The sequence below is a fragment of the Bradyrhizobium sp. genome (genome assembly GCF_030654605.1).
Taxonomy (GTDB): domain Bacteria; phylum Pseudomonadota; class Alphaproteobacteria; order Rhizobiales; family Xanthobacteraceae; genus Bradyrhizobium.
The window spans coordinates 1-1,510 of record NZ_JAURXB010000116.1; the positions used below are offsets into that span (position 1 = coordinate 1).

At 62.9% G+C, this 1,510-nt stretch carries 3 protein-coding genes; all 3 read left to right on the forward strand.

What is annotated here, in order from left to right; genetic code table 11:
• Positions 1–162: 162 nt before the first annotated feature.
• Entirely contained in the window at positions 163–615 is a 453-nt protein-coding gene (locus Q7U29_RS12030) for a hypothetical protein (protein WP_304741663.1), read from the forward strand.
• A gap of 189 nt (positions 616–804) precedes the next feature.
• Positions 805–963 (forward strand): hypothetical protein, encoded by a 159-nt coding sequence (locus Q7U29_RS12035; RefSeq protein ID WP_304741665.1) that lies wholly within the window; start codon positions 805–807, stop codon positions 961–963.
• Positions 964–1,151: 188 nt separating this feature from the next.
• A partial coding sequence (locus tag Q7U29_RS12040; RefSeq protein ID WP_304741667.1) for a GFA family protein occupies positions 1,152–1,510 on the forward strand: 359 nt, incomplete at its 3' end.

Here is a 1,510-nt window from a genome sequence, read left to right on the forward strand (position 1 = left end):
TCTGGCTCGGCGTGATCGCCTTCGCGATCGGCATCGCCATCCACGGATTCTGACCGACCGTTCGGATTGACTTCCGCCCCCGGGCCTTGCAGGAAATCGATCTGCGCGTTTCAATGGCGTAAAGGGGCATTTTGCATGAGAACGGCTTTCCGCAGATCGACCATGTTGGCTGCAATGTTGCTGGCGGCACTGGCGCTGACCGCATCGGGCACACCGGCGCGAGCCGACCGCTGCGAGGATATCGCCAAGGAACTCAAGGCCCAGGTCGACGGCGTCAAGATCGGCATCACGACCGGCAAGACCATCTATCTGTCGCACCCGCTGGCCAGGGAGTTTTCGCTGGGCTGCCGCGGCGCCAACTTCTCCAACGAACTTTACGTCAAGGCGGACCGGCGCAAGCCGAAGCCGGAATTTTTCCAGCTGGTCGCCAGCGCCGGCGCCATCGTCTTCACCATCCCGAAGCCGGACGTGCTGACCGGTTCCACCCGCTGCATCAGCCGGATGGGGCTGCTGCGCGGCGACAGCGTCAAGATGCGCTTCCGCCGGCTCAACATGGAATGCACGCGCACCAGGAACGAGGCGGCGATCGCGATCACGCGGGGCAAGGACGAGTAGGCGGGCTGCGGCGCGCGGCATCGCCAACGATTCGTCACCAGGATCGGTCGCATTTTAGGGATATTCGAGCCCGCCGTTCACTACTCGGCGGGAAGCACCGCGATGCCTCGCAATTTCGGCTGCGGATTCATAAAGCCTTCGCCTCCAGCCCGTCACAGTCGGCAGCAACCAAGCCTAAGGAACTGTCCGATGAGTGTTTCTGCAGTCAGCTCTTCCATGCCGATAAAACCGCCCGAGTCCAGCGTACTCAAGCCGCCGGAGGTCAAGGTCGAGGATCGCACGCCACCGCCCCCGGTGCGGGCCGCCCTGCCCCCGGGCCAGGGAACGCGGATCGACCAGCTCGCGTGAGGCCCGCTCTGCACCCTCCCCTCGAGGGTGAAGAGAGCGAAGCACCGCGCGTTCTCCGAAAACGGCGCATCATGGTGGCCCCATGGCGCGCCGTTACGCGTTCCGGCGGGAGCCGGTGGCGCTCGAACATATCCATCAAAAATCGTCTATACTGCCGGCCACACCACTCACGGAGCGGATGCGGACCGATGCCCAGTACAAAAACCTACACCGGCGGCTGCCATTGCGGCATGGTGCGTTTCGAATGCACCACCGACCTTGCCATGGTTACCGCCTGCAACTGCTCGATCTGCACCAAGAAGGGCCTGCATTTCGCATTCCTGGCGCCGACGAGTTTTCAGCTTCGCGCCGGTGAGGACAACCTGCGCGAATATCTCTTCAACAAGCATGCCATCAAGCACCAGTCCTGCATCGACTGCGGCGTCGAGGTATTTGCGCGCGGCAGCAAGCCTGACGGCACCGAAGTGGTGGCGCTCAACGTCGCCTGCATCGACGGAATCGAGCTTGCAAAACTGACGATGACGCCGATCGACGGACGGAACAGGTA